Here is a 19429-nt window from a genome sequence, read left to right as displayed (position 1 = left end):
GGGAGGTACCGGGCACGCCCATGGCTCAGCGGCCCAGCTCGCGCGGCAGCGCGTCCAGCCGCGTGCGGCGGATCAGCCACCAGACGCCGAACAAATCGAGGATGCCCACCAGCGCGCGGTCGAGGTTGCCGTACTTGGACACCCCGGCGTTGCGTGCCCGGTGGTTGACCGGATGCACGCGCATGCTGCCCTGGTGACGCTGGATCAGCGCCGGGATGAAGCGGTGCATGTGGTCGAAGTACGGCAGGCGCAGGAAGGCCTCGCGCTCGATCAGCTTGAGACCGCAACCGGTGTCCGGAGTCCGGTCGCGCAGCAGGCGTCCGCGCAGGCGGTTGGCGAAGCGCGAGGCCCAGCGCTTGCTGGCACTGTCCTGGCGCTTCACGCGGTGGCCGGCGATCAGCTTGAGGTCAGCCGGGCAGTCTGCCGCGCGTACCAGCGCGAGCATGCCGGGGATGTCCGCCGGGTCGTTCTGCCCGTCGCCGTCCAGGGTCGCCAGCCAGTGGCCGCGCGCGGCCACGGCGGCGTGGTAGATCGATGTGCTCTGGCCCAGCGAGCGCTCGTGGGCAAGCACCCGCAGCTGGCCGTAGCCGCCCTGCTGCAGCCCTTGCAGCACGCTGCGCGTGGTATCGGTGCTGCCGTCGTCCACCACTATGACTTCGAAGGCTTCCCCGGCCAGGGCGGTGCGGACTTCCTCGAGCAGGGCGGGAAGGTTTTCGGCCTCGTTCTTCGCCGGGATCAGTACCGACACGAATGGACTGCTGGACATGCTCAGACGCTTGCTCCGTACCCGTCACGCCGCCGGGGCGCAGGGCTGCTCGACCGCGTAGAACTCGCGGTACCAGTGGACGAATCGTTCGACGCCGCTCTGCAGCGAGGTGGCCGGACGGAAGCCGGTGCGTTGCGCCAGCGCCTCGACATCGGCCCAGGTGCGCAGCACATCGCCCGGCTGCAACGGCAGGTAGTTGCGGATGGCACGACGCCCCAGGGCGCGCTCGACGCAGGTGACCATGTCGAGCAGGCGCACCGGCGAGCCGCAGCCGATGTTGTAGAGCGCCGCCGGCGCCGCGCCGAGTTCGCCGGCCTCGGGCGGGCAGTCCTGGATACGCAGCAGGCCTTCCACCACGTCGTCGATGTAGGTGAAGTCGCGGGACATCTCGCCATGGTTGTAGATATCGATCGGCTGCCCCTCGAGGATCGAGCGGGTGAACTTGAACAGCGCCATGTCCGGACGCCCCCAGGGGCCGTACACGGTGAAGAAGCGCAGGCCGGTGAGCGGCAGGCGGTAGAGGTGCGCATAGGTGTGCGCCATCAGCTCGTTGGCGCGCTTGGTGGCGGCGTAGAGCGACACCGGTTGGTCTACTGCTGCGTCGGTGCTGAAGGGCATCGCGCTGTTCATGCCATAGACCGAACTGCTGGAGGCGTACACCAGATGACCCACGCCGGTGTGCCGGCAGCCTTCGAGCAGATTGACGAAGCCGCTGAGGTTGGCGTCGGCATAGGCCTGCGGGTTCTCCAGCGAATAGCGCACGCCAGCCTGGGCGGCCAGGTGGATCACCCGCTCGAAGCCCTCGCGGCGCATCAGTTCGGCCAGCGCGGGTGCGTCGGCGATATCCAGGCGCTCGAAGCGGAAGTTGCGCAGCCCGCACAGGATCTCCAGGCGGGCCAGCTTGAGTCCGACGCTGTAGTAGTCGTTGAGGTTGTCGATGCCGACCACCTCGTGCCCTTCACGGCACAGGCGCTGGGCGGTATGGAAGCCGATGAAACCGGCTGCGCCGGTCACCAGCAGCTTCACCGCGCAAGCTCAGGAGCAGGACCCGAGACGCGGCCAGTCAGCACGAATCCTTCGATCGTCATCAGTCGCCAGCACCTGTTGCGTTGTTGTGGTGACCGGCGCTGTGCCGGTTCCCGATGTGCGGCGCGCGCAGCAGCTACGGCGATGCGCGCATCCGATCAGGTTGCAGCGCTGAGGGTGGCTGACCGAGTTGGCAGGCTGGGGACGGTTTCGTGAAGCTTTGGCGGGAGTCCTGCGACGGATTTGTTGCGCGGGCTGCGGAGGGCAGAAACAAACAGGGGGCCGGCGCGATGCGCGGGCCCCCTGCGGGTGGAGCTATACCGGCCGGCTTACTCGACGGTCACCGACTTGGCCAGGTTGCGCGGCTGGTCGACGTCGGTGCCCTTGAGCACAGCGACGTAGTAGGACAGCAGTTGCAGCGGCACGGTGTAGAGGATCGGCGCCAGGCAGTCGTGGATCGCCGGCATGCCCACCACGTGGGTGCCCTCGCCATTGGCGATGCCGCTGCCGCCTTCGGCGAAGACCACCAGTTCGCCGCCACGGGCGCGGACTTCCTGCAGGTTGGACTTGAGTTTCTCCAGCAGCTCGTTGTTCGGCGCCACGGTGACCACCGGCATGTCGGCGTCGACCAGGGCCAGCGGGCCGTGCTTGAGCTCGCCGGCCGGGTAGGCTTCGGCGTGGATATAGGAGATTTCCTTGAGCTTCAGCGCGCCCTCCATCGCCACCGGGTACTGCGCGCCGCGGCCGAGGAACAGGGTGTGGTGCTTCTCGGCGAACAGCTCGCCGATCTTCTCCACCACCTTGTCCATCGCCAGGGCTTCTTCCAGGTGGGTCGGCAGGCGGCGCAGCTCGCTCACCAGCTCGGCCTCGACGCCGTCGCCCAGGCGCTTCTGCACCTGGCCGATGCCCAGGGTCAACAGCAGCAGGGCGACCAGCTGGGTGGTGAAGGCCTTGGTGGAGGCTACGCCGATTTCCGGGCCGGCGTTGGTCAACAGGGTCATGTCCGACTCGCGCACCAGCGAACTGGTGGCGACGTTGCAGATCGCCAGGCTGGACAGGAAGCCCAGCTCCTTGGCGTAGCGCAGCGCGGCCAGGGTGTCGGCGGTCTCGCCGGACTGGGAGATGGTGACGAATAGGGAGTCCGGATGCACCGCGACCTTGCGGTAGCGGAACTCGCTGGCGACTTCGACCTGGCAGGGAATGCCGGTCAGACTCTCCAGCCAGTAACGGGCGACCATGCCGGCGTGGTAGCTGGTGCCGCAGGCGACGATCTGCACGGTGCGCACCTTGGCCAGCAGCTCGCGGGCCTGCGGGCCGAAGTTGTCCACCAGCACTTGCTGGGTGCCGAGGCGGCCTTCCAGGGTGCGCTGCACCACGGCCGGCTGCTCGTGAATCTCCTTGAGCATGAAGTGGCGATAACCGCCCTTGTCGGCCGCCTCGGCGCCCTCGTGGTAGCGCACTTCCTCGCGCTGCACCGGGTTGCCCTTCACATCCCACAGTTGCAGGCCGTCGCGGCGGATTTCGGCGATGTCGCCTTCTTCCAGGTAGATGAAGCGGTCGGTGACCTGGCGCAGCGCCAGCTGGTCGGAGGCGAGGAAATTCTCGCCATGCCCCAGGCCCACCACCAGCGGGCTGCCGCTGCGGGCGGCGAGGATGCGGTCGGGCTGCTTGCTGCTGATCACCGCCAGGCCATAGGCGCCGTGCAGTTCCTTGACCACGGCCTTGAGTGCGACGGTCAGATCGCCCAGTTCCCCCAGGCGCAGGTGCAGCAGGTGGGCGATGACTTCGGTGTCGGTCTGCGAGGTGAACACGTAGCCGCGCGCCTTGAGCATTTCGCGCAGGGGCTCGAAGTTCTCGATGATGCCGTTGTGCACCACCGCCACTTCACCGTTGGAGAAGTGCGGGTGGGCGTTGGCCTCGGTGGGCGCACCATGGGTGGCCCAGCGGGTGTGGGCGATGCCCAGGCGACCCAGCAGCGGCTGCTCGGCAATGGCCTGCTCGAGGCTGGAGACCTTGCCGGCGCGGCGGCGGCGATCCAGCGCACCGCTGTTGTCGATCACCGCCACACCGGCGCTGTCGTAGCCACGGTATTCCAGGCGCTTGAGGCCTTCGACGAGGATCGGGGTGATGTTGCGCTCGGCGATGGCGCCTACGATTCCACACATGGCTTGGGTCTCCTGTCAGTCTTCGCAGCGCGCGCGGATGACTTTCACGCCGCGCGTCTGGATCAGTTCGAACGCGTCATCGCTCAGGCGTTCGTCGGTAATCAGGGTCTGGACGCTGCTCCAGGGCAGCTCCAGGTTGGGAATGCGCCGGCCCAGCTTGTCGGACTCGGCCATGACGATCACCTCGCGGGCGACCTCGGCCATGACCCGGCTCAGGCCCAGCAGTTCGTTGAAGGTCGTCGTGCCACGCTCCAGGTCGAGCCCGGTGGCGCCGATGAACAGCTGATCGAAATCGTAGGAGCGCAGCACCTGTTCGGCCACCTGGCCCTGGAACGACTCCGAATGCGGGTCCCAGGTGCCGCCGGTCATCAGCAGCACCGGCTCGCGCTCCAGTTCGCGCAGGGCGTTGGCCACGCTCAGGGAGTTGGTCATCACCACCAGGCCGGGCTTGCGCCCCAGTTCCGGAATCAGCGCGGCGGTGGTGCTGCCGCTGTCGATGATGATCCGCGCGTGCTCCCGGATGCAGGCCGCCGCGGCACGGCCGATGGCCTGCTTGTAGCGCGACAGCGGCTGGCTCGGCTCGGCGATCAGCTCATGAGGCATCGGCACCGCGCCACCGTAACGGCGCAGCAGCAGGCCGTTGCCTTCCAGGGCGGCGAGGTCCTTGCGGATGGTCACCTCGGAGGTGGCGAAGCGGCGCGCGAGATCGTCGACGCTGACTTCGCCCTGTTCGGCGAGCAGCGCCAGGATGTCGTGGCGGCGTTGGGGTGTGTTGCGTTTCGACATGAACTATTAAGTTTCGATTCGAAAGATAATAGACCGAATCAAAACCTATGTTGTTTCGTTCGTCAAGATTTTCCCGCACGAACGGAAGCGCTTTTCTGTAGGAGCGGACTGCGTCCGCAATGATCGTCGGCAGCGACGAGGTTCGCGAGCAAGCTCGCCCCTGCAGAAAGCGGAGTGTGATCAGTCGACTTCCAGGCGGTTGCGCCCGCCGCGCTTGGCGCGGTAAAGCGCCTGGTCCGCGCGCTCGAAGGCGGCCTCGGCTCGTTCGCCGTCGCGGAAGGCCGTCAGGCCCGCCGAGCAGGTGATGCTCAGGCGCTCACCCTTGAAGTGGAACGGGCAGGCCTCGATGGCGCCGCGCAGCACGTCGAGCAGTTGCTGCCCGCCCTCCAGCGGCGTGGACGGCAGCAGCACGACGAACTCCTCGCCACCGAAACGGGCGATGAAATCGGTCTTGCGCACGCGCTTGGCCAGTTCGTTGGCGATGATCTTCAGCACCTTGTCGCCGGCGAGGTGGCCGAAGTCGTCGTTGATGCGCTTGAAGTGGTCGACGTCCAGCACTGCCAGCAGCAGGTCGCCGCCGTAGCGCTCCCAGCGCGACACTTCCAGGTCCAGCCGCTCGGTCAGCGCGGCGCGGTTGGGCAGGCCGGTCAGGGCGTCGGTCATGGCCTTCTGGCGCTGATCCTCGATGTTCGCCTGGAAGGTGCGGGCCTCCTCTTCCATGCTGGCGACGCGGGTCACCAGCGACTGGATGCGCTCGCCCACTTCGCGCTCACGGACTTCGCGCTCCTCGCGGAAGCGGTCCATGGTGCCGACCAGGCCCTGCAGGCGCGACTCGACATTGCGCTTGAGGCCTTCCAGGTCGGTGGCCTCCAGCACGCTTTCCTTCAGGCCGCTGACCTGTTCGCGCAGGCTGTCGTCCAGGTCGCGGGCGCTGGAGCTGGAGCCGCTGTGGTTGTCCTGGACTGCCTGCAGGCCATCGAGGAACGTGCCCAGGCGTTCGTTGAGCTGGTGCAGGTAGCCTTCGAACTCGCGCTGGCCGCTGTCGTTGAGCGACAGCACGAGGACGCCCAGGTCATCCAGCACCGGCACCAGTTCGTACCAGTTGAGACTGCCATGGATGCGCGAGCGCAGCTCCTCGGCCTGGATCTGCTGGGCGGCCGGCAGGTGCATCTCGTCCAGCAGGCGCAGCAGGCTCGCTTCGATGTGCGGCGCCACGGCACTGTAGCCGGGTTCCGGGCGCGGCGGCAGGGAATAAGGATCGCTGGCCTGGCGCGCGTCGTCCGGCGTGCCGAACAGACCGGGTGGCACCGGCAGGCTGTCGAGCAGCTTGGAATCTTCGTGGGTGGCGGGCTCCGCTGCGGGCGCAGGTGCGCGTGCAGGTGCAGCCGCTTCCGCCACGGAGACCGGTTCAGCCAGTTGCACCGGTGACGGCGTGGCGACGGGCTCTGGGGCCGGCGCCTCGACCCGCGCCACGATGGGTTCGGCAACTGCTTCAGCAACAGCCGCCACGGCCGGAGCCAGTGCAGGTGCAGGTGCAGGTGCAGGTGCAGCAGGTTGGACGACGGCCGGCAATGACTCAACCAGCGCCGGTTCGTCGCTGGCCGCGGCTTCTGCCGTCGCAGCTGGTGAACTGGCGGCTGCTTCCGGCAGGTCGGCATCATCGCTGTCGTTGTCGCGGCTGCCGAACAGCCGCTGCAGGAAGCCGGGGCGCTGCTCGCCGCCGCCATTGCCGAAATGGTCCAGCACCTGGCGCTGCAGGCGGCTCAGCTCGCCGAGCAGTGCCGGGAGTTCGCGGGAGGAACTGCCGCGGCTGGGAATGTCCTTGGACAGGCGCTTGAGCGGCTTGCGCACGTCGCCCGGCATATCCAGGGACAGCAGTTGCTGCGACAGCTGGGTCAGGGCGGCGACATTCTGTTCGATGCGTTGCTGGCGGCGCTGCTCGGAGTCGAGCACGGCCTTCTCCAGCTGCGGGATCAGGCGCGACAGACCAGCGTCCATCTCGTCGCGGCGCAGCACTTCGCGCAGCTCCTTCATGCAGGCGTCTACCGCCTTGTCGCTGCCTTCGGCGGCCAGACTGCTGCGCACCAGACCGCGACGCAACAGGTCGAGTCGGGCATCCCAGCGGCGCTCGAGCTTTTCCTGCTGCTCGAGGTTGTCCAGGTACTTCTGTTTCCAGCGTTGGTCGTCGTCGCGACTCATTCGGGGGCCTCGCCGCGCAAGGCGAGCGACGAGGACGAACGCAGGGCATCCGGCAGGCGGATTTCCACGGCCACGGGCAGGTGGTCGGAAATCGGGTGCGGGAGGACACTGACGCGTTCCAGCGCCAGCTCGGAACTGAGCAGGATGTGGTCCAGGCAGCGCTGCGGGCGCCAGCTGGGGAAAGTGGCCTCGACCTGCGGGGCGATGAGCTGGAGGTCGCGCAGCGGCGAGCTTTCCAGCAGGTCGGTGGCATGGGTGTTCATATCGCCCATCAGCACGTGGTGGCGGTAGTCCTGCAGCAGCTCGCGAATGTAGGCGAGCTGCCGGGTGCGGGTCCGCGCGCCGAGGGCCAGGTGCATCATCACCACGGCCAGTGCATCGCGGCCTTCGCCGAAGCGCATGAGGATCGCACCACGTCCGGGCGGGCCGGGCAGCGGGTGGTCTTCCAGGGCGGTGGGCTGCAGGCGGCTGAGCAGGCCGTTGCTGTGCTGGGCGATGCGCCCGAGATTGCGGTTGAGCTGCTGGTACCAGTAGGGGAAGGCACCAAGCTGGGCCAGGTGTTCGACCTGGTTGATGTTGCCGGAGCGAATGCTGCCGCCGTCGGCTTCCTGCAGGGCGACCACGTCGTAGTCGTGGAGCAGTTCGCCGATGCGCTGCAGATTGCTGGCGCGCCCGGCGGCCGGCAGCAGGTGCTGCCAGCCGCGGGTCAGGTAGTGGCGGTATCTTTCGGTACTGATCCCTACCTGGATGTTGAAGCTGAGCAGGCGGAGCCGGCCGTCGTCGGGCAGGCCGGCAGAGGTCCCATGGGCGGCATTCACCCGCGGGACGCAGGCCCCCGCGACACGATCACGAGTCCGCCGGCGCAGCATCGTCGTCGGACCTTACTGAGCGGCCTTGGCGCTGGCGCGTTCCTTGGCGATCAGCTGGTCAGCCAGCTGCAGCGCCTCGTCCGGGCCACCGGCCGAGCCGATGTCGAAGCGGTACTTGCCATTGACCACCAGGGTCGGCACGCCGCTGATCTGGTAGGCCATCGCCAGCTTCTTGGCCTTTTCGATCTGGCCCTTGATGGCGAAGGAGTTGTAGGTGCTGAGGAACTTGTCCTTGTCTACGCCCTGTTCGGCGACGAAGTCAGCCATTTCTTCCGGGGTAGTCAGGGCTTTCGGGTTGTTGTGCAGCTTCTCGAAGATCGAGTGGTGCACCTTCTTCTCCACGCCCATGGATTCCAGGGTCAGGAACAGCTGGCCGTGGATGTTCCACAGACCGCCGAACATGGCCGGAATACGCACGAAGTGAACGTCGGCCGGCAGCTTCTCGACCCACGGGTTGATGGTGGGTTCGAACGCATAGCAGTGCGGGCAGCCGTACCAGAACAGCTCCACCACCTCGATCTTGCCGGGCTGGGAGACCGGGACGGCCTGATTCAGCTCGGTATAGTTCTTGCCCGCTTCGAAGTCGGCGGCGTTCGCGTTGACGGCGAACAGGCCGGCGAAGGCAAGAGCGGCGGTGAAAATCAGGTTACGCATGGTTCACTCCTTGGCTGAGCGGAACCGCCACGCTGCGCGCGGCGGGATGTAGCGGTTTGACCGTCGGGGTCAGACACGGTTCGGAGCATTGTAGTGGCGGCGGATGCAAAAAAGGGTGGCCTAAGCCACCCTTTTTTTTGATCCAGCATTCACACCCAGGCGACTTAGTGCAGGCCTTCGATGTAGCTGGAGATCGCGGCGATGTCCTTGTTGGACAGCTTTGCGGCGATGCTGCGCATGATCATGGCGTCGCCGTCGTTGGTGCGCTCGCCTTCGCGGAAGGCGGTCAGCTGCTTGGCGGTGTAGGCCGCGTGCTGGCCACCCAGGTGCGGGAAGCCGGCTTCGGCGTTGCCCTGGCCAGCCGGGTTGTGGCAACCGGTGCAGGCCGGCATGCCTTCGGCGAGCTTGCCGCCGCGGAACAGGGCTTCACCCTGGGCCACCAGCTTGGGATCGGCGGCGCCGACGCTGCCGTTCTGGCTGGAGAAGTAGGCGGCGATATCTGCCAGGTCCTCATCGCTGAGGTTGGTCAGCAGGCCGGTCATTTCCAGCACGGTGCGCTTGCCGTCCTTGATGTCGTGCATCTGCTTGAGCAGGTAACGCTCACCCTGCCCGGCCAGTTTCGGGAAGTTGGGCGCCATGCTGTTGCCATCGGCGCCGTGGCAGGCACCACAGACAGCAGCTTTCGCCTGACCGGCCTTGGCATCGCCAGCGGCGTTCGCCACACCGACCAGACCCAGGGTCAACAGCAGACTCACGATCAATTTGTTCATCAGCTAATCCAATAACGGCTAAGGGTGAAAGAGTAAGGCCTGGGAGTTACTTCGACATCCACTGGATAATTGTCTGGTAATCCTCGGCGCTGCAGTCGGTGCACAGGCCGCGAGGCGGCATCGCGTTGAAACCGTTGGTCACATGTTGCACCAGCGTGTCCATGCCCTTGTCCAGGCGTGGCTTCCAAGCGGCGGCGTCGCCCTTCTTCGGCGCCATTGGCAACTGACCATTGTGGCAGGCGCCACAGGCTCTGTTGAAAACGGCTTCCGGATCCTGGGCCGCCAGTGCGCTGGATGCCAGCGCGGCAACGATGGCTGCGAACAGCAGTTTCTTCATGATTATCCTCATCGCAGGGAACATCCGCGTTCTTGATTGCGCGGACTCCAACGTTCCCGTGTGGCTCGACCCTGGGGGATAAAGCGCACACAAAATCCGCGGCATTATATACTTCAGATGCCCAAACGGAAACGAAACCGCCCCCCGCGACACCGCGTCGCACCCGCCGCGAAGTTACCCATGTCCTCGAATAACGCTACGAAAAACCCGATTCTCGGCCTCTGCCAACAGGCCACTTTCCTCATCTCCGCCGCCAAGGTGAACCAGTGCCCGGAAGACTCCGGCCTGGAAGTCGCCTTCGCCGGCCGCTCCAACGCGGGCAAGTCGAGCGCCTTGAACGCGCTGACCCACGCGAACCTGGCGCGGACTTCCAAGACCCCCGGCCGCACCCAGTTGCTGAACTTCTTCCGCCTGGATGACGAACGCCGCCTGGTCGACCTGCCCGGCTACGGCTACGCCAAGGTGCCGATCCCGCTGAAGCTGCACTGGCAGCAGCACCTGGAAGCTTATCTCTCCAGCCGCAATGCGCTAGCCGGCGTGGTGCTGATGATGGATATCCGCCACCCGCTGACCGATTTCGACCGCCTGATGCTCGACTGGGCGCAGGCCAGCCAGCTGCCGATCCACGTGCTGCTGACCAAGGCCGACAAGCTGGCCTACGGCGCGGCGAAGAACGCGCTGCTCAAGACCCGCAAGGAAATCCTCGACGGCTGGGGCGATGTCGCCACCCTGCAGCTGTTCTCGGCGCCCAAGCGCCAGGGCGTGGAAGAGGCGCAGCTGGTCCTGGCCGGTTGGCTGGGGCTGCTGGACGAAGAAGAAGAGGCCGGCGAGGAAGCCTGAGGCCAAATCGCAGGCAAAAAAAACCCCGAGCTTCGTATGGGGAGGGGGAAGTTCGGGGTTTAAGTCCGGACCGCTAGGGCGGGGTCCAGTAATCTGCCAACACTAAACACTGCAAAGGAGCATCGAAGGGCTTCACCAGCCATTCACGAGTTCTGACTCGGCTCCCGAGGTGAAGTTCAGCAGGTCACAAAAGATTTTTTCAGGCGGCCCCGAAAGCGCCTGAACAATCGTGCCAGAAGGCCCGGCTGGTGGGCCTTGTGACCGTTCGTCCAGTCGTCAGTGCGCCTCGTCCCAGTTCGCCCCGACACCGGCTTCGACGACCAGCGGTACGTCCAGTTCCGCCGCGCCGCTCATCAGCGGCCGAATGCCATCACGGACCTGATCCACCAGGTCCTCGCGCACTTCCAGGACCAGTTCGTCGTGTACCTGGAGGATGACGCGGGCATCGATGCCGCTCTCCTGCAGCCAGTTATCCACAGACACCATCGCGCGCTTCATGATGTCCGCGGCGGTGCCCTGCATCGGCGCGTTGATCGCGGTGCGCTCGGCGGCCTTGCGCATGGCGCCGTTCTTCGAGGCGATTTCCGGCAGGTACAGGCGACGGCCGAACAGGGTTTCGACGAAGCCCTGTTCCGCGGCCTGGGCGCGGGTGCGCTCCATGTAGGCCAGCACGCCCGGGTAGCGGGCGAAGTAGCGGTCGATGTAGGCCTGGGCTTCCTTGCGCTCGACGCCGATCTGCTTGGCCAGGCCGAAGGCGCTCATGCCGTAGATCAGGCCGAAGTTGATCGCCTTGGCGCTGCGGCGCTGATCGCCGGTCACCTCCTCCAGCGGCACGCCGAAGACTTCGGCGGCGGTGGCGCGGTGCACGTCGCGGTCATGGCGGAAGGCGTCCAGCAGGCCTTCATCCTTGGCCAGGTGGGCCATGATGCGCAGCTCGATCTGCGAGTAGTCCGCTGCCAGCAGCTGGTAGCCCTTGGCTGCGACGAAGGCCTGGCGGATGCGCCGGCCCTCGGCGGTGCGGATCGGGATGTTCTGCAGGTTCGGGTCGCTGGAGGACAGCCGGCCGGTCGCCGCCACCGCCTGGTGGTAGCTGGTGTGGATGCGCCCGGTGCGCGGGTTGATCTGCTCCGGCAACTTGTCGGTGTAGGTGCTCTTGAGCTTGCTCAGGGAGCGGTACTGCATGATCACCTTGGGCAGCTCGTAATCCTGCTCGGCCAGCTCGGCAAGGACGGCCTCGGCAGTGGACGGCTGGCCGGTGGCGGTCTTGGACAGCACCGGCAGGCCGAGCTTTTCATAGAGGATGGCGCCCAGCTGCTTGGGCGAGCCGAGGTTGAACTCCTCGCCCGCCAGGTCATAGGCCTGGCGCTGCAGTTCGACCATCTTCTCGCCCAGCTCGACGCTCTGCTTGCCCAGCAGGTTGGCGTCGACCAGCGCGCCGTTGCGCTCGATGCGGGCCAGCACCGGCACCAGCGGCATCTCGATGTCGGTGAGGACCTTGGCCAGCGACGGGATGGCCTCCAGCTTCTGCCACAGGGTCTGGTGCAGGCGCAGGGTCACGTCGGCGTCTTCGGCGGCGTAAGGGCCGGCCTGCTCCAGGGCGATCTGGTCGAAGGTCAGCTGCTTGGCGCCCTTGCCGGCGATATCCTCGAAGCGGATGGTGCTGTGGCCCAGGTACTTGAGCGCCAGGCTGTCCATGTCGTGGCGGGTCGCGGTGGAGTCCAGCACGTAGGATTCGAGCATGGTGTCGTAGGCGACGCCCTGCACGGCGATGGGCGTCGAGGCGTTGGCCAGGACGTTCATGTCGTACTTGGCGTGCTGGCCGACCTTGCGCTTCTTCGGGTCTTCCAGCAGCGGCTTGAGCGCCTTGAGCACGACGTCGCGGTCCAGTTGCGCCGGCACGCCCATATAGCTGTGGGCCAGAGGCACGTAGGCGGCTTCGCCTTCTTTTACTGCGAAGGACACACCGACCACCTGCGCCTGCTGCGGGTCGAGGCTGGTGGTCTCGGTGTCGAAGGCGATCAGCTCGGCGGCTTCCAGCTTCTTCAGCCAGGCGTCGAACTGCGCTTGTTCCAGGACGATCTCGTAGCTCTTCTCAGCCTCGGCCGCCGCCGGGGCCTCTTCCAGCGCCAACTGCGGAGTGCCGGCCTTGGCGGCCTGGCGTTGCAGGTCGTCCAGCCCGGTCTTGAATTCCAGGGTGCGGTACAGCTCGGCCAGCGCCTCGCGGTCCGGCTCGCCGGGGTGCAGGGCGTCGATCTCGATGTTCAGTTCGACGTCGCACTTGATGGTGGCGAGCTGGTAGGACAGGTAGGCCATGTCCTTGTGCTCTTCGAGCTTGGCCGGCAGGCCCTTGGCGCCGCGGATCGGCAGTTCGGGCACCTTGTTCAGGCTGGCGTAGAGCACATCCAGGCCGCCACCGACACCGGTGAGCAGGCCGAGGGCGGTTTTTTCGCCGACGCCGGGCACGCCCGGAATGTTGTCGACCTTGTCGCCCATCAGCGCCAGGTAATCGATGATCAGTTCAGGACCGACGCCGAATTTCTCTTTCACGCCATCCACGTCGAGCACGCTACCGGTCATCGTGTTGACCAGCGTAATGTGCCCGTCGACCAGCTGCGCCATGTCCTTGTCACCGGTGGAGATCACCACCGCCCGGCCGCCGGCCGCACTCTGCCGGGCCAGGGTGCCGATCACGTCGTCCGCTTCCACGCCTTCCACGCACAGCAGAGGCAGGCCGAGGGCGCGCACGGTAGCGTGCAGCGGCTCCACCTGCACCCGCAGATCGTCCGGCATCGAGGGGCGATTGGCCTTGTACTCGGCGAACATCTCGTCGCGGAAGGTCCCGCCCTTGGCATCGAAGACCACCGCGAAGGGGCTGTCCGGGTACTGCTTGCGCAGGCTCTTGAGCATGTTCAGCACGCCCTTCACCGCTCCCGTGGGCATGCCGCTGGAGGTCATCAGCGGCGGCAGGGCATGGAAAGCGCGATACAGGTAGGACGAGCCGTCCACGAGGACGAGGGGTGCTTGGCTCATGAGGGGAATCAACCTTTTCAGAAGGGCTCGGGCTAAAATGCCCGTAGCCAATTCGACAAAGGGACAAGGTTATCATGCGTACGTTGAACCGCCTGTTGCTCGCCGCTCTGCTGGGTCTTGGCGCGACCACCGTGTTGGCGGCGGACGATGCCCCGACGCCGGAACCGGATGTGACCATCCGCCAGGAGGGCGACAAGACCATCCAGGAATACCGTGTGAACGGATTCCTCTACGCCATCAAGGTCGTGCCCAAGCACGGCAAGCCGTACTTCCTGGTGCGCCAGGACGGCAGCGACGGCAACTTCATTCGCTCGGACCAGCCCGACAAGCTGATTCCGCAGTGGCAGATCTTCAGCTGGTAAACCCTCCCCTCCACGACGCTCCAGAGGATTGAGCATGTCGGTATTCACGCCTCTGGAACGTCCGGTCCTGGAAGACTTCCTCGCCCCCTACGGCCTCGGCCGCCTGCGGGACTTCCGCGGCATCGCGGAGGGCTCGGAGAACAGCAACTTCTTCGTCAGCCTGGAGCGGGGCGAATTCGTCCTGACCCTGGTGGAGCGCGGCCCGGTGCAGGAGATGCCGTTCTTCATCGAGCTGCTCGACGTGCTCCACGAAGCCGACCTGCCGGTTCCCTACGCCCTGCGCACGAAGGACGGCGAAGCGCTGCGCCAGCTCGAAGGCAAGCCGGCGCTGCTGCAACCGCGCCTGGCCGGCCGTCATGAACGCTCGCCGAACAACCATCACTGCCAGGAAGTCGGTGCCCTGCTGGCCCGCCTGCACCTGGCGACCCGCGAACGGATCATCGAGCGCCCCAGCGACCGTGGCCTGAGCTGGATGCTGCAGGAAGGCAAGACGATGCAGTCACACCTCTCCGGCAACGCGGCGACCCTGCTGGGTAACGCGCTGGAAGAAATCGCCCGCCTGCTGGCTGAGCAACCGGCGCTGCCGCGGGCCAACCTGCACGCCGACCTGTTCCGCGACAACGTGCTGTTCGACGGCCCGCACCTGGCAGGGGTGATCGACTTCTACAACGCCAGTTCCGGCTGGATGCTCTACGACCTGGCGATCACCGTGAACGACTGGTGCTCCAGCGACGACGGCGCCCTCGACGCGCCCCGCGCCCGCGCCCTGCTGGCGGCCTATGCGGCCAGGCGGCCGTTCACCGCGCTCGAAGCCGAGCTGTGGCCGGAAATGCTGCGGGTGGCCTGCGTGCGCTTCTGGCTGTCGCGATTGATCGCTGCCGAGGCGTTCGCCGGGCAGGACGTGCTGATTCACGATCCGAGCGAGTTCGAGCAACGCCTGGCGCAGCGGCAGACGGTAGGGATTCATTTGCCGTTTGCGCTGTAGCTCAGCGCCGGCCTTCCGGCCGGATCGCGGATAAATTCGCTCCTACGAAAGCAGACGGATGCACGCCTGAAGGAGCTGCAGGTGGCTGATGAACCCCTTGTAGGAGCGCGCCATGCGCGCGATCGCGGGCATGGCCCGCTCCTACACGGAGCTCCGGCATGAAGCGGAGGAGTGAAGATCCAAATCGGAGCTGGCATCCCTGCCGCAACTCCTCTGCCCAAGGTCAGCCCCGGCCCGGCCATCCATGGCCGGTCGTTCGCCCTTCAAAACGCATGCGTTTTGAGCGGGCTCACCCGCACTTCGAATGCCCACAGTTCAGGCAGGTCGCGCAGCCATCCATCTGCACCACCGCCATGGTGTTGCACTTGCCGCACAGCTGGGCGCCGGCGGGGAATCCCTCGCCGGGTTCGGCCTTGTTGGTGCCCTGGGCGGCTTCGTAGGCGGCGCGCTTCTCGGCGAGGTAGAGGCGCTGTTCCTCATCCAGCTGCGGACCTTCCATCAGGCCGATGGCAACCAGGTGACGCTCCACCACGGCGCCGATCTCGGCGACGATCGACGGCATATAGATGCCGCCGCGCTTCAGGTAGCCGCCACGGGGGTCGAACACCGCCTTCATCTCTTCCACCAGGAAGGTGCAGTCGCCGCCCTTGCGGAACACCGCGGACATGATCCGGGTGAGCGCGACGATCCACTGGAAGTGGTCCATGTTCTTCGAGTTGATGAAAATCTCGAAGGGCCGGCGCTGCTCGTACGGGGTGTCCGGGTTGAGCACCACGTCATTGATGGTCACGTACAGCGCATGCTCGAACAACGGCGACTTGATCTTGTAGGTCGCGCCGACGAGCAGCTCCGGCCGCTGCAAGGTTTCATCCATCTTCACCACCGCAGCTGCCGCGGCGGCTTCCACACGGGCCTTTTCCTCGGCCACGTCCACCACCTGGAAGCCTTTGATCTTCTGGTTGATCTTGACGCTCATAGCTTTCTCCAGGGGCATCAGTACTTGCCGTAATAGCCTTCTTTCAGGGCATCGAAGAGGTTGGCGGCGGTATGCATCTCGCCGTCGTACTCCACTTCCTCGTTGCCCTTGAGTTCCACCACGCTGCCGTCTTCCAGCTCGAAGCGGTACAGGGTCTTCTCCAGGTCCGCCTCCTTCACCAGCACGCCCTGGAAGGCCGCCGGGTTGAAGCGGAAGGTGGTGCAGCCCTTCAGGCCCTGGCGCCAGGCGTAGAGGTAGATGTCCTTGAAGTCCTCGAACGGGTAGTCGGTGGGGACGTTGGCGGTCTTGGAGATCGACGAGTCGATCCACTTCTGCGCGGCGGCCTGGATGTCCACGTGCTGCTGCGGGGTGATGTCGTCGGCGGTGATGAAGTAGTCCGGCAGGCGGTGCTTCTCTTCCTCGGCGCCCGGCACCGCGTGATTGTCGACCTGGTCGCGATAGGCCAGCAGCTCGTAGCTGAAGACCGAGATCTTCTCCTTGGTCTTGCGCCCAGGGCGGATCAGGTTGCGCGAATAATGGTGGGCGAAGCTCGGCTCGATGCCGTTGGAGGCGTTGTTGGCCAGGCTCAGGCTGATGGTGCCGGTGGGCGCGATGGAGCTGTGGTGGGTGAAGCGCGCGCCATGCTCGGCCAGTTCCTCGATCAGCTGCGGCGCATGCTCGGCGACCCGCTGCATGTAGCGCGAATACTTGGCATGCAGCACGCGGCCGGCCACCTTGTCGCCGACCTTGAGGCCATCGGCTTTCATTTCCGGGCGCTTGCGCAGCATCTCGGCGGTGACTTCGTATTCCTTCACCAGGGCCGGCGCCGGGCCTTTCTCGCGGGACAGTTCCAACGCCACTTCCCAGCCCACCAGCGCCATCTCGCGCGCCACTTCCTCGGTGAACACGCAGGCTTCCGGGCTGCCGTAGCGCAGCTTGAGCAGGGTCAGCGCCGAGCCCAGGCCAAGGAAGCCCATGCCGTGGCGGCGCTTGCCGAGGATTTCCGCGCGCTGCTGCTCCAGCGGCAGGCCGTTGATCTCCACCACGTTGTCGAGCATGCGGGTGAACACCCGGACCACTTCGCGGTAGCGCTCCCAGTCGAAGCGCGCGTTGTCGCCGAAGGCGTCGATCACGAAGCTGGTCAGGTTCACCGAGCCCAGCAGGCATGAACCGTAGGGCGGCAGCGGCTGCTCGCCGCAGGGGTTGGTGGCGCGGATCGCCTCGCACCACCAGTTGTTGTTCATCTCGTTGACCCGGTCGATGAGGATGAAACCGGGTTCAGCGTAGTCGTAGGTGGACACCATGATCATGTCCCACAGGTGCCGCGCCTTGACCCGCCCGTAGACCTTGCAGGCCACGCGGCCATCGTCGCCCACCAGGTAGTCGTCGTGCAGCGGCCAGTCGCGCCAGACCACTTCCTCGGCGTTCTTCAGGTCGACTTCGTCGCGTTCCTTCTGGTGGATCGGGAACACCAGCGGCCAGTCCTCGTCGTCCTCCACGGCGTTCATGAAGCCGTCGGTTATCAGCAGGCTGAGGTTGAACTGGCGCAGGCGGCCGTCCTCGCGCTTGGCGCGGATGAACTCGCGCACGTCCGGATGGCTGACGTCGAAGGTGCCCATCTGCGCGCCGCGCCGGCCGCCGGCGGAGCTGACGGTGAAGCACATCTTGTCGTAGATATCCATGAACGACAGCGGGCCGCTGGTGTGTGCGCCGGCGCCGGAGACGTAGGCGCCGCGCGGGCGCAGGGTACTGAACTCGTAGCCGATGCCGCAGCCGGCCTTGAGCGTCAGCCCGGCCTCGTGGACCTTCTCGAGGATGTCGTCCATGGAGTCGCGGATGATCCCGGACACGGTGCAGTTGATCGTCGAGGTGGCCGGCTTGTGCCCCTGGGCGCCGGCGTTGGAGATGATCCGTCCGGCCGGGATGGCGCCATTGCGCAGGGCCCAGAGGAAGCGCTCGTACCAGTGCTCGCGCAGCGCCTTGTTGGATTCGACGTCGGCGAGGGCGCGGGCGACGCGCTGCCAGGTTTCGTCGACGCTGCCGTCGATGGGGTCACCGCTCTTGTGCTTGAGGCGGTACTTGCTGTCCCAGATGTCCTGCGAGGCAGGCTGCAGGGCGAGAACTCCAGGGTTGGCGCCGCGTTGGCGCGCATCGGTCTTGGCCATCCGGGAAATAACCTCCTGTCGGTTGGGTGGCAGGCGCAAATGGAGCGCGAGTAGACCCCATATGTAGGCATAGATTCCTGACGACCATCAATATCTTGTGTCAGAGACCCCCAGCCAGACACCATAGACAATGGAACAGCGAACGCCGTCAAAGATACGGAAAGCCGACGATTGGCGGGGAATTTGGGGAGGAAAGTGCGGGAAATTTCAGGCAGGGGTGGTGCGACGAACGGGCGCGGATATGGCGCTGCGCCTCGGCCGATTCCGGGGATGAATTGTAGGAGCGCGCCATGCGCGCGATCGCGGGCATGGCCCGCACCTACAAGGGAGAGTTCAATGTGGGCGGATGCACCCTCTCCCTAACCCTCTCCCTGAAGGGAGAGGGGACTGTCCTGCGCAAGTAGTCAGTCCTGTGTCAGCCGACTAATCCGGATGTCTCAAAGCATACCGAACGGCTCCCTCTCCCTTCAGGGAGAGGGCTGGGGAGAGGGCAAGCCCGGCGGAGGAATGTCACGAGAAGCCCAACTCAGAGCTTCTCCAGGCACCCCGCAAACTCATCCGCCAGGTTGCCCAGCAGGTTCTCATAACCCTGGGCATCCACCTTGACGCCCACGCCCAGGTCATCCAGCTCGGCCAGGCGCACCGGCAGGCCCTGGCTCAGGGTGTCGGCCAGGCGCGGGCGGATCGGCGGCTCGCTGAAGATGCAGGACGGTCCGGCCTTCTGCAGTTGCGCACGCATCATGGCCACGTGGCGGGCGCCCGGCTGCACGTCGGCGGATACCGCGAATACGCCGGCATGGCGCAGGCCATAGGCCTCTTCGAAGTAGTCAAAGGCCTCGTGGAAGACGAAGAACGGCTTGCCCTTCAGCGGATCGATACGCTGCTTCAGGCGGGTATCGAGGGTTTCCATGCGCTCGTCGAAGGCCTTCAGGTTGGCCTGGTAGCGGCTGGCGTTGGCCGGGTCGGCAATGGCCAGGTCTTCGGCCATGCGCGCGGCGATCACCTGGGCATTGGCCGGCAACAGCCAGAGATGTGCGTCGATCATGCCCGGACGGTGGTCATGGTCGTGACCGAGGTCGTCATGGTCCGGATGATTGGATTCGCTGAAATCGGCGAACTTGCGCAGGTGCATGCCGGCCTGGTCCTGCACGGCGATGCTCGGGCCCTTGCGGCTTTCCAGCACCTTGGGCAGGAAATTCTCCAGGTCCGGGCCGACCCAGTAGAACAGCTGCGCGTCGCGCACCCGGCGGATGTCCGATGGCCGCAGCGAGTAGCTGTGCGGCGAGGCGCCCGGCGGCAGCAGCACGTCCGGCGTACCCTCGCCATCCTGGATGGCGGCGGCGATCAGTTGCAGCGGCTTGATGCTGGTCAGCACGCTGACCTCGGCACGTACGGGGAGGCTGAGCAGCAGCACGCAAGCGGCGGTCAGCAGGGCGACGGGACGGAAGGACACGGCGGCACTCACACAGGGGAGACATGAAAGAGTAATATAATAACGT

Annotated in this window: 16 protein-coding genes; 3 read left to right on the top strand and 13 right to left on the bottom strand. The window is 65.9% G+C overall.

What is annotated here, in order from left to right; translation table 11 throughout:
* Positions 1-25 precede the first annotated feature (25 nt).
* From J2T47_RS02215 to J2T47_RS02175, 9 genes are all read right to left on the bottom strand, one after another.
* Positions 26-766, bottom strand: coding sequence for a glycosyltransferase family 2 protein (locus tag J2T47_RS02215; protein WP_253442020.1), 741 nt, complete (start codon positions 764-766; stop codon positions 26-28).
* Between the two features lie 24 nt (positions 767-790).
* Positions 791-1792, bottom strand: coding sequence for an NAD-dependent epimerase (locus J2T47_RS02210; RefSeq protein WP_253442018.1), 1002 nt, complete (start codon positions 1790-1792; stop codon positions 791-793).
* Between the two features lie 329 nt (positions 1793-2121).
* Complete coding sequence (gene glmS / locus J2T47_RS02205) at positions 2122-3957, bottom strand: glutamine--fructose-6-phosphate transaminase (isomerizing) (RefSeq protein WP_253442017.1); 1836 nt, start codon at positions 3955-3957, stop codon at positions 2122-2124.
* A 15-nt stretch (positions 3958-3972) separates the two neighbouring features.
* On the bottom strand, positions 3973-4743 hold the full coding sequence (locus J2T47_RS02200) for a DeoR/GlpR family DNA-binding transcription regulator (protein ID WP_253442016.1): 771 nt from the start codon (positions 4741-4743) through the stop codon (positions 3973-3975).
* Between the two features lie 180 nt (positions 4744-4923).
* Entirely contained in the window at positions 4924-6942 is a 2019-nt protein-coding gene (locus J2T47_RS02195) for a GGDEF domain-containing protein (protein WP_253442015.1), read from the bottom strand.
* A complete protein-coding gene (locus J2T47_RS02190) occupies positions 6939-7811 on the bottom strand; it encodes an endonuclease/exonuclease/phosphatase family protein (protein ID WP_253442014.1) in 873 nt (290 codons plus the stop codon). The genes J2T47_RS02195 and J2T47_RS02190 overlap by 4 nt, the downstream gene beginning before the upstream one ends.
* A 12-nt stretch (positions 7812-7823) precedes the next feature.
* Positions 7824-8465 carry a thiol:disulfide interchange protein DsbA/DsbL gene (locus tag J2T47_RS02185; RefSeq protein ID WP_192225573.1) on the bottom strand — a complete coding sequence of 214 codons (642 nt, stop codon included), beginning with the start codon at positions 8463-8465 and terminating at the stop codon, positions 7824-7826.
* A 164-nt stretch (positions 8466-8629) separates the two neighbouring features.
* Positions 8630-9235: a c-type cytochrome gene (locus tag J2T47_RS02180; protein WP_151188949.1), complete on the bottom strand. Its 606-nt coding sequence runs from the start codon at positions 9233-9235 to the stop codon at positions 8630-8632.
* 46 nt (positions 9236-9281) lie between these two features.
* Positions 9282-9572 (bottom strand): c-type cytochrome, encoded by a 291-nt coding sequence (locus tag J2T47_RS02175; protein WP_017521244.1) that lies wholly within the window; start codon positions 9570-9572, stop codon positions 9282-9284.
* A gap of 180 nt (positions 9573-9752) precedes the next feature.
* On the opposite strand from J2T47_RS02175, the gene yihA reads away from it, so the two are divergent.
* Positions 9753-10412: a ribosome biogenesis GTP-binding protein YihA/YsxC gene (gene yihA, locus J2T47_RS02170; RefSeq protein ID WP_253442013.1), complete on the top strand. Its 660-nt coding sequence runs from the start codon at positions 9753-9755 to the stop codon at positions 10410-10412.
* A gap of 276 nt (positions 10413-10688) precedes the next feature.
* Here the strand turns inward: yihA and polA are convergent, their stop codons facing one another.
* A complete protein-coding gene (gene polA / locus J2T47_RS02165; RefSeq protein WP_253442006.1) occupies positions 10689-13442 on the bottom strand; it encodes a DNA polymerase I in 2754 nt (917 codons plus the stop codon).
* 74 nt (positions 13443-13516) lie between these two features.
* On the opposite strand from polA, the gene J2T47_RS02160 reads away from it, so the two are divergent.
* Entirely contained in the window at positions 13517-13804 is a 288-nt protein-coding gene (locus J2T47_RS02160; RefSeq protein WP_045213413.1) for a DUF2782 domain-containing protein, read from the top strand.
* Positions 13805-13838: 34 nt separating this feature from the next.
* Positions 13839-14789 carry a homoserine kinase gene (locus J2T47_RS02155; protein WP_253442004.1) on the top strand — a complete coding sequence of 317 codons (951 nt, stop codon included), beginning with the start codon at positions 13839-13841 and terminating at the stop codon, positions 14787-14789.
* Between the two features lie 289 nt (positions 14790-15078).
* On the opposite strand, the gene J2T47_RS02150 is transcribed toward J2T47_RS02155, so the two are convergent.
* The 3 genes from J2T47_RS02150 to J2T47_RS02140 form a co-directional block, all read right to left on the bottom strand.
* Positions 15079-15765 carry a TSCPD domain-containing protein gene (locus J2T47_RS02150; protein WP_017521239.1) on the bottom strand — a complete coding sequence of 229 codons (687 nt, stop codon included), beginning with the start codon at positions 15763-15765 and terminating at the stop codon, positions 15079-15081.
* A 17-nt stretch (positions 15766-15782) separates the two neighbouring features.
* Positions 15783-17930 (bottom strand): adenosylcobalamin-dependent ribonucleoside-diphosphate reductase, encoded by a 2148-nt coding sequence (locus J2T47_RS02145; RefSeq protein ID WP_253442002.1) that lies wholly within the window; start codon positions 17928-17930, stop codon positions 15783-15785.
* A gap of 526 nt (positions 17931-18456) precedes the next feature.
* Positions 18457-19383: a zinc ABC transporter substrate-binding protein gene (locus J2T47_RS02140; RefSeq protein ID WP_253442000.1), complete on the bottom strand. Its 927-nt coding sequence runs from the start codon at positions 19381-19383 to the stop codon at positions 18457-18459.
* Between the last annotated feature and the right edge of the window lie 46 nt (positions 19384-19429).

Origin of the sequence: Pseudomonas nitroreducens (assembly GCF_024170165.1) — a bacterium.
GTDB classification, from domain to species: domain Bacteria; phylum Pseudomonadota; class Gammaproteobacteria; order Pseudomonadales; family Pseudomonadaceae; genus Pseudomonas; species Pseudomonas nitroreducens_C.
The sequence above is the reverse complement of the archived record's forward strand: the minus strand, read 5'-3'. Positions and strand labels throughout refer to the sequence as shown.

Coding starts and splice junctions, on each gene's coding strand:
- J2T47_RS02215 (WP_253442020.1), bottom strand. CDS start 766: ATGTCCAGCAGTCCATTCGTGTCGGTACTGATCCCGGCGAAGAACGAG.
- glmS (WP_253442017.1), bottom strand. CDS start 3,957: ATGTGTGGAATCGTAGGCGCCATCGCCGAGCGCAACATCACCCCGATC.
- J2T47_RS02200 (WP_253442016.1), bottom strand. CDS start 4,743: ATGTCGAAACGCAACACACCCCAACGCCGCCACGACATCCTGGCGCTG.
- J2T47_RS02195 (WP_253442015.1), bottom strand. CDS start 6,942: ATGAGTCGCGACGACGACCAACGCTGGAAACAGAAGTACCTGGACAAC.
- J2T47_RS02190 (WP_253442014.1), bottom strand. CDS start 7,811: ATGCTGCGCCGGCGGACTCGTGATCGTGTCGCGGGGGCCTGCGTCCCG.
- J2T47_RS02185 (WP_192225573.1), bottom strand. CDS start 8,465: ATGCGTAACCTGATTTTCACCGCCGCTCTTGCCTTCGCCGGCCTGTTC.
- J2T47_RS02180 (WP_151188949.1), bottom strand. CDS start 9,235: ATGAACAAATTGATCGTGAGTCTGCTGTTGACCCTGGGTCTGGTCGGT.
- J2T47_RS02175 (WP_017521244.1), bottom strand. CDS start 9,572: ATGAAGAAACTGCTGTTCGCAGCCATCGTTGCCGCGCTGGCATCCAGC.
- yihA (WP_253442013.1), top strand. CDS start 9,753: ATGTCCTCGAATAACGCTACGAAAAACCCGATTCTCGGCCTCTGCCAA.
- polA (WP_253442006.1), bottom strand. CDS start 13,442: ATGAGCCAAGCACCCCTCGTCCTCGTGGACGGCTCGTCCTACCTGTAT.
- J2T47_RS02160 (WP_045213413.1), top strand. CDS start 13,517: ATGCGTACGTTGAACCGCCTGTTGCTCGCCGCTCTGCTGGGTCTTGGC.
- J2T47_RS02155 (WP_253442004.1), top strand. CDS start 13,839: ATGTCGGTATTCACGCCTCTGGAACGTCCGGTCCTGGAAGACTTCCTC.
- J2T47_RS02150 (WP_017521239.1), bottom strand. CDS start 15,765: ATGAGCGTCAAGATCAACCAGAAGATCAAAGGCTTCCAGGTGGTGGAC.
- J2T47_RS02145 (WP_253442002.1), bottom strand. CDS start 17,930: ATGGCCAAGACCGATGCGCGCCAACGCGGCGCCAACCCTGGAGTTCTC.